Consider the following 7,345-nt stretch of genomic DNA (forward strand, 5'->3'; position numbering starts at 1 on the left):
AGTACGCTCAAAGAAGCAGTTGTTTAACAGGGATTTACCGAAGTGGCCTAATGGAATATCAATAATGTGGCTGTATGGTTCACACTTACTACTTGTCATACAACCACCAGTTAGATTTGTTATTTGTTTTTAGCTGGATACTGCACCCCATATCGATAAAGGCTTGATGCTATAACATTTAATTGGCTATCTATCTCATCCTTACCATGAATAAAGTCCTCGCCATTGGCTAAGATAATAACGCCGGTTTTGGTCTCTTTGTTGTATGACATGCTCGCGTGTGTACCAGGATCACCACCATTGTGTCCAAAGAAAGAACCATCCCAATACCAAAAAACCCCTTGCTGGTATGGAATGTTAAAAACATTACTTTGAGCACTGAGCATCTTTTCAACGCTAGCTTCTCGCAGAATACGTACATCTTCGTACATCCCGTTATTGGCAATCGCTATTAAAAGCTTGCTCAGGTCATGGCTACTGACATTCAAGTCACCATCATAAAAAGTAGCGTAGCTATATTCAGGCATCGCATGCTTCACACCTTCATGATCAATACTGTACTGAATCGCTTTCGGGTTATTTTCATTCAGCTCGGTGTGATACCAGTGGGTATTGTCCATCTTTAGGGGGGCAAAAATGTGCGCCTGCATATCATTGGCCAAATTCAGTCCAGTTTTTTGTTCTACTGCATGGACAGCTAAAGCTGAACCCACATTTGAGTACCCTTGCACTTGATTAGGAAAACCGCCTGCCTCGCCAAAATAAATACCACTACCCGCGTAACGGCCACCCTGTCTAAAGTAATCATTCGCCAAAAAGGTCGTAAGATCTTGCGTTACGGGCGCCGAGTCATCGCAATAAGGTGTACCAAATATATTTACCAGCGGCAGTCCTGTTTCGTGCACATAGTAAGTACAAAGAATCATATCGCTGTCTTTGATACCCGATGTGTGTGTCACTAAATTTCGCAAGCTCATTTGCTCACCTGAGTTTTCAGGGTTGTTTGGGTCAAAAGTCAGGTTCATCTGTGCCAGCTTGTCATCAAGGCTCACAGTGCCTTTCTCAACTTGTTGCATTATTGCAACTGCTGAAACCGCTTTACTTATCGAGCCAACATTATAAGGCGTATGAACCGTAGCAAGTCGATTTTGGGCAATATCCGCAAGACCAACAGCTTGCTCGTATACGATTTTGTCATCTGAAATCACCGCAACCGATAAACTCGGCAAACCTGTTTCTTTTAGAGCCTGCTCTAATAAACCATTTAATTTAGCGACATCATACTGATGCGTCGACATCTCGCCCAATGTTTGAATGACAAATTCAATTGGCGTGTCTGTTTTTAATTTATGATCAACACTGGCATATGCGGGCATATAGATATCTGGTGTAACACCGGTTTTCTCTAAAACGTCCCCCGCTTGGTTTTTATAAACCTGATGGCTTAAACTCAGCTCCCATCCACCTGGTAACTCGTGATTCAAAGAATCTGAAACGCTGCCGTTTGTAGCTTCGCCAACCAATTTACTTTGCGGTAATGCTTTGAGTGCTTCAGCTAAAACCTCTCCTCCACTGCCAGTATTTTCGCCCGTCAGTACATAAATAGGTTTCGTAAATCTTTGAGTTTCGCTGGGTGTAACAGTGAGCTCGATAGACTGCCCCTGATGCGCTTTATTAGAAACCTGTTTAGTGCCAAAGCCATACGCCTCATCGGTAAAGTACCCAGCAATCTTGCGTGACACATTGTCATAACCGCCTTTGTTGTATCTTAAATCAATGATCATCGCCTCAACATCTGCAAATTCGGTCAAGACTTGCTCCATGATCTTATCGGTATTAGTGAGGTCGTGTTCAACCCTTGGAACAATACCGTCACTTGAATTGTCCGCCACCATATCCGAAACCCTGTCGATGCGCACATAACCAAGATCATCAGATATCTTGCCATAAAACAGGGCATCACTATTGTCATAAGTGCGTAACTTCCCATCCTGCATCAGGTGTTTTAGCACCCTGAATTCATTATGATTAAGTTCGGCGAGTGCGCCTTCGATATTCTCGTCATCGTGCAATAATGCTTCTTTCAATAAAGTATCGATTTTATTGCCATCAGCGCTGGATCCATCATCAGAGCTTAGGCTCAAGTGCCCGTCTCCAAATTCAGTAAGAATCTCGTCCATGATCTCTATAAACTCACTTTGCGTGATAGAGTCGGTCACTTTAGGTTTGTAATCAGTGTAAACTTGCTGCCAGTCAATGCCTCTCAATTCAAAGAACGCGTAATACTCATTCAAAGTGTGCCAAACATACTCGAACAATTGCGGGTAAGTCATCTCAGTAGTTAAGTGACCACCTTGGCAATGTTCGGGGAGTGATGTCAGTTTACTCAAAGTTGATCTAGATGAGGCAGGGCTTGCGAAGGTAAGCGTGTCTTGTGACTCTGAAAGAGACAGGTACTTTAATGCATCTTGTAGATCTTTCTCGGTCTCTGTTCCCCCCTTGACACAGCTTTTGCTGTTGTAATTGTAAGTCGTAAGGCCAGAGGCATCGATAGACCAAATTTGACCACGTCCGAGCATACCCCATTGCCCAGAAAAATCAGCCAATACTGGTGGTCTGTCTTTGTCTTTAGATTTGATAATTTTTACACCACCACCGTTACAACCCGTTAAAAACATTGCTGAAGCTAAAATACTTAACGTGAACCTTTTCACTTTTCTTTCCTTAATGTTGTAAGTAATTGTGTCTATCTTAGGAAATAGTGCGCCTCAATATTGTGTTTAACTGAGTACTTGGTGTGAGATTCGGTAATTGAATGTAGATAATCAGGTACCGTTTTATAATCTTTCCAACACCGACCTTGAAAGCTCAAAAATAATACAACGTGACCAACCGTGAATTTATCGCATAAACCCTGTATTCGTGTTTTAGCTAGGGTAGTTTAGTTTGAACACCCAACATCAAAGGATCAAAATGAAAATAATACATAGCCTTATGCTCATCACTGCACTCGCCAGCACTTCAGCGCTCGCCAATATCCAGTTAACCGCCAAAGATGGTTTTACGATTAAAGGGGAGTATTTTCTTTCGCCATCAACAAGCAAAGGCGCGGTATTAATGCTCCACCAATGCAACTACAATCAATCCATGTACAACAACATCGGAAAGCAGCTGGCGAATAATCATATTCATGCTTTGAGCATAGACTTTAGAGGTTTTGGAGAGAGTAAAAGTGTCAAATATGATGTGAGCAAAATGTCGACATTGAGCACACAGCAGCGCAGAAAAGCTTGGCAAGATATGTCTGCTCACTGGCCCTCTGACGTTCAAATTGCCTATGACTTTTTGAGAAACAAAGTCGGCGTACAAGGAAAAATTGGCGTAATAGGGGCAAGCTGCGGTGGTTCTCAAGCGATAGAACTGGGAATGAATAATCAAATCGCCGCCATTAGCTTTTTCTCATCAGCACAAAATGAAAAAAATATAGAGAAGTACACTGGTTCATTATCAAACACGCCCACACTCATTATTGCGGCAGATGAAGATGGCAGAACCTATACCAGTGCGCAGACATTGTTTGTTGAGGCAAAACACAGTAATAGCAAATTTTTGGCGTACAAGGGAAAAGAACATGGTTACCCTCTTTTAGATAAAGACAGCAACCTGACTGACGCCATTGTGACTTGGTTTTCGCATCAAATTAACTAAAATCTTAACTTGCTTGAGCGTCTCTATGCTCAAGCTTAACCGCCCCAGTCTTGGCGTTTAAATTGTAACTGTAGAAACCATTCAGGAAGTACTCAATTTTGACTCATGTAATCATTGTGCTTGGCAACAAGAATGATAAATATGGAAACCTTTCACCTATTTCAAAGTCTCGCTGTGAACTGGCATATGACCTATTCAGTAAAAGGCCACAAAGTAAGCTGATTTGCACTGGCGGCTTTGGTAAAAACTTCAATCAATCCCCACACTCGCACGCGAGTCTAAATCGCGGATACTTAACCAATTTAGGCATTTCTGAGCAGGTTATTTTAGACAATGCGTTAAGCCGATTTACAATCGAGGACGCCACTTTAACAGCACCATTACTGAGTGCGAATAACGCGCAATCTGTCGATATTGTAAGCTCCGACTTTCACATGCAGCGGGTCAAATTAATTTTTGAATATTTGCAGCCCAGTCTCACAAAGCAATTTCACTGTTCGAAAGCTTTTCTCCCCGAATCAGAGCGCATCAGACTAGAAGCCCATGAAACTCATGCAATCCAACGGGATTTTCAGTCATTGCAGGCACATTACACGCCCTTGGTGTAACCAAATAAGATCTGAACGATTGGTTTTGGCACATTAACAACCGCAACCATTAAAATTTTAAAAACAATAATATCAACAACTTAAAATTTATTATTATAAAAAACACCTTCCTTTGTTATTAATTGGAATTTTCCTCGTTTTACTTACTGATAACCAAAAAAGTCACCAACGAAGGGAAATAATAATGAGAACTCTGTTAGCTCTATGTTTAGGATTATCGGCAGTTTCTGCAGGTGTACAGGCTGCACCACAAGAGTGGCAAGGATTTTTTAAAGGTAAATGCGAGTTAATCGCGCCAGGACATGGCTCATTGTATGAGTTCCCAATGTCGCTTGAAGTTGGCGCACCAGTAGAGAATAAAGCTGATTGGATCATCACGTATGGTGAAGGACCTAATGCTCGCCCACGTAATTACACATTAGTGACTTTAGATGAGAAAAAAGGTCATTTTGCAGTAGACGAAAATAACGGCATTGTTATCGACCAATACCTGTTCGAAAATAAGTTTGTCAGTCTATTTGAAATAGGCTCAAGCAAGCTGAATGCAAGCTACCAATTACATGGTGATGGCTCATTAGATGTTGAGATCATTACCTATACATTCGATACCATCCGTGAAGCACAAGTTGGACCTTACCTAGTCGCTAATTACGGTGGTAAACGAATTCAAAAATGTAAATTGTTTAAGTGGTAAATAAGACAGTTTACTAAACGATTTTGCATTGTCACTCGCCTACTCGGGAGCAATGTGAAAAAACCAAGAACATGCCCGTCACTTGGTTTTAATGTGTGAGCTGCTTGGTAAGTGCAAATAATGATAATAATAAAAGCTTCTTACCAAGCAGCATCCACACATATCAACCATTACAACGTTTGGTTATTCTGGTAGCATTTCAACACGATTTAATAAAGCTTGAATTAAAGGCTCTGCCGGTCGGCTTGCCAATACCACAAAAAATAACGGCAAAGTAAAATCGAGTACATTTGTTTGATGGACATTTTCAGGCAGAATCAAAAGCTCGCTTTCATCAACAAAACTCGCCCCAAAACCCTGCGAAACTAAATCAACTCGAGTATGCTCGTCATAACTTGAAAAGTGACTAATTTTTGCACTAGGCAGCCGAGTTACCAGTTCATTATCAAATGGACAGTCATCGCCCATTCCAATCCAAGTTCCTTTTTCAAGCAACTGGAATTCACTTTCTTGTGTGTTCATCCAAGCTTTTGGCATCACCGTCGTTATCTTGCGGTTAGTGATAAATTTAGCCAAAAACTCATTACCACTAGGGCCGAAAACATAGCCCCCATCTAAACGACCTGACTCGATGCTTCTGAGAATTTCAGCAGAGTTACTCGGGTTTAACGAGATGGAAACTTTTGGAAACGCGCACTGAAGTTGCTCAAGTAAACGTTGGCATTCCTGCGTACGGATGGACAAATTAAGGCCAAGTTTAAGTTGGCCAGTCAGTGGACTATCAGTAAGTACTGCACTTTGGATAAAATCACGTGCGCTATTAAGCGTAATCTGTGCTTTCTCTTGTAAAGCAAGCCCGTGCGGGGTGAGTAACATGCCTTTGCTGGTCCGTTCAAACAAGGTTACATTTAACTCTTGCTCGAGTGCTTTTATATGCGCACTAACCGCGGGGGGCGTGGTGTGCAATTGTTTTGCTGCTTTTGTTAAGTTTTGAACTTTTGCAACTGCAACAAATGATTTGAGATGATAAAACTCCAAGCACACCTCCCTAACTAATTAGTAAGCAGTTATTTTTTGGCCAGACCTAACTTATCTTGCAACCAGCGTAATGCTGGGCGCCTGTAACGAAAATCAGCCATAACCTTTGGATCTGTATACAAGCACTGTCCTTTAAACTCAGCAACCATGCGCTCGGTTTCTTCAAAAATATACTTACGAGGCTTTTTGTGCCAATAGTGATAAACCCGCTTATGTCCAACTTCACTTAACGACTCATGGCGACGTAAAATAATGCCCAGTGCGAACTGCTCAGCAGTATGGATCGTTGTATGCTCATCAATTAAAGGCATTAGCCACAAAGCGTTGTCTAAATGCTTACTGTGTGTGTCACAAATCCCAATTAAACCAGAGTTATACATGGGCATATCTGACTCGATTAGCCATTCCCCAAATTCTGGGTGAGAAAACGTTTTGCCAATGACACCAGCGTGCTGCTTAGCAAAGCGCTTACCTGTTAAATCGCCTTCTTTTTCATGCAATAACGTGTTGTTCTCAGATATTTGAGAAAACAGGTCCATGATAGGTGCCTTGACGAGCGTATCAGTATCTAAAAATACGATCTTATGTGCATGTTGCTCTAGTAGGTACTTTAGGCCAGCGAGCTTAAGTTTAAAATGGTAGCCGTCTTCTCCCATCCACACCTGCTTCATTTGATCCGTTAAGGGGATAACTGTAAGCTGAGGGTGCTCATCAAAAAGCTCAAAACACTCTGCTAAAACACAGATTTGTGCTTCTGGGTTGTGAAAAATGAGACTGGCAATACTGAGTTGCGCTTCAAGGTAATGGCGCTCTTGCTTACCATAGATGATATACACAAAGCTCTGTGCTTTTTTTTCTGAATGTTGTTCCAAGGCAATAATTCTTCCATATAAATCACTGCACGCAATTTACCATAAAGTGGAAAAAAAATCAGCATAAAGAAACCTTGAACATCAGCATTTCATTGTGATTTAAGAGACAAAAATTATATTAAAAATCTAAAACTTAATACATAATATTTACCAGTTCTCCCCCCCTAGAAATTCAAAAATAATACACATATTCAATTAACTGAAAGTTCGGTGTGCCTATTCATGCGGGTATGAAAATTAATCGAGCCTACTTTTTAGCACCCGTCCATATTTAAGAAACAAACATATATCTTAAACGTAATTAGTTTACCTTTCCGTTACTTTAATAACACACTAGCTTTTATCTAAAATCAAAACAATAATAACAGAAGAAGGAAACGAAAATGCAAAAGGTAAAAGGCGAGACAGGGCGAGAGCGTGAACAT

At 41.1% G+C, this 7,345-nt stretch carries 6 protein-coding genes; 3 read left to right on the plus strand and 3 right to left on the minus strand.

Translation table 11 applies throughout. The features are described 5' to 3' along the window. Window positions 1-119: 119 nt before the first annotated feature. On the minus strand, window positions 120-2,714 hold the full coding sequence (locus tag N482_RS18065) for a serine hydrolase (protein ID WP_063378371.1): 2,595 nt from the start codon (window positions 2,712-2,714) through the stop codon (window positions 120-122). A gap of 259 nt (window positions 2,715-2,973) precedes the next feature. On the opposite strand from N482_RS18065, the gene N482_RS18070 reads away from it, so the two are divergent. From N482_RS18070 to N482_RS18080, 3 genes are all read left to right on the plus strand, one after another. Then, on the plus strand, window positions 2,974-3,708 hold the full coding sequence (locus N482_RS18070) for a serine aminopeptidase domain-containing protein (protein WP_063378372.1): 735 nt from the start codon (window positions 2,974-2,976) through the stop codon (window positions 3,706-3,708). A 98-nt stretch (window positions 3,709-3,806) separates the two neighbouring features. Next, window positions 3,807-4,316, plus strand: coding sequence for a YdcF family protein (locus tag N482_RS18075; protein ID WP_063378373.1), 510 nt, complete (start codon window positions 3,807-3,809; stop codon window positions 4,314-4,316). A 184-nt stretch (window positions 4,317-4,500) separates the two neighbouring features. Continuing rightward, window positions 4,501-5,010: a hypothetical protein gene (locus N482_RS18080; RefSeq protein WP_063378374.1), complete on the plus strand. Its 510-nt coding sequence runs from the start codon at window positions 4,501-4,503 to the stop codon at window positions 5,008-5,010. 183 nt (window positions 5,011-5,193) lie between these two features. Here the strand turns inward: N482_RS18080 and N482_RS18085 are convergent, their stop codons facing one another. Beyond that, window positions 5,194-6,048: a LysR family transcriptional regulator gene (locus tag N482_RS18085; RefSeq protein WP_063378375.1), complete on the minus strand. Its 855-nt coding sequence runs from the start codon at window positions 6,046-6,048 to the stop codon at window positions 5,194-5,196. A gap of 29 nt (window positions 6,049-6,077) precedes the next feature. Then, window positions 6,078-6,920 (minus strand): hypothetical protein, encoded by an 843-nt coding sequence (locus N482_RS18090; RefSeq protein ID WP_063378376.1) that lies wholly within the window; start codon window positions 6,918-6,920, stop codon window positions 6,078-6,080. Between the last annotated feature and the right edge of the window lie 425 nt (window positions 6,921-7,345).

Source organism: Pseudoalteromonas luteoviolacea NCIMB 1942, assembly GCF_001625595.1.
Classification (GTDB): Bacteria; Pseudomonadota; Gammaproteobacteria; order Enterobacterales; family Alteromonadaceae; genus Pseudoalteromonas; species Pseudoalteromonas luteoviolacea_A.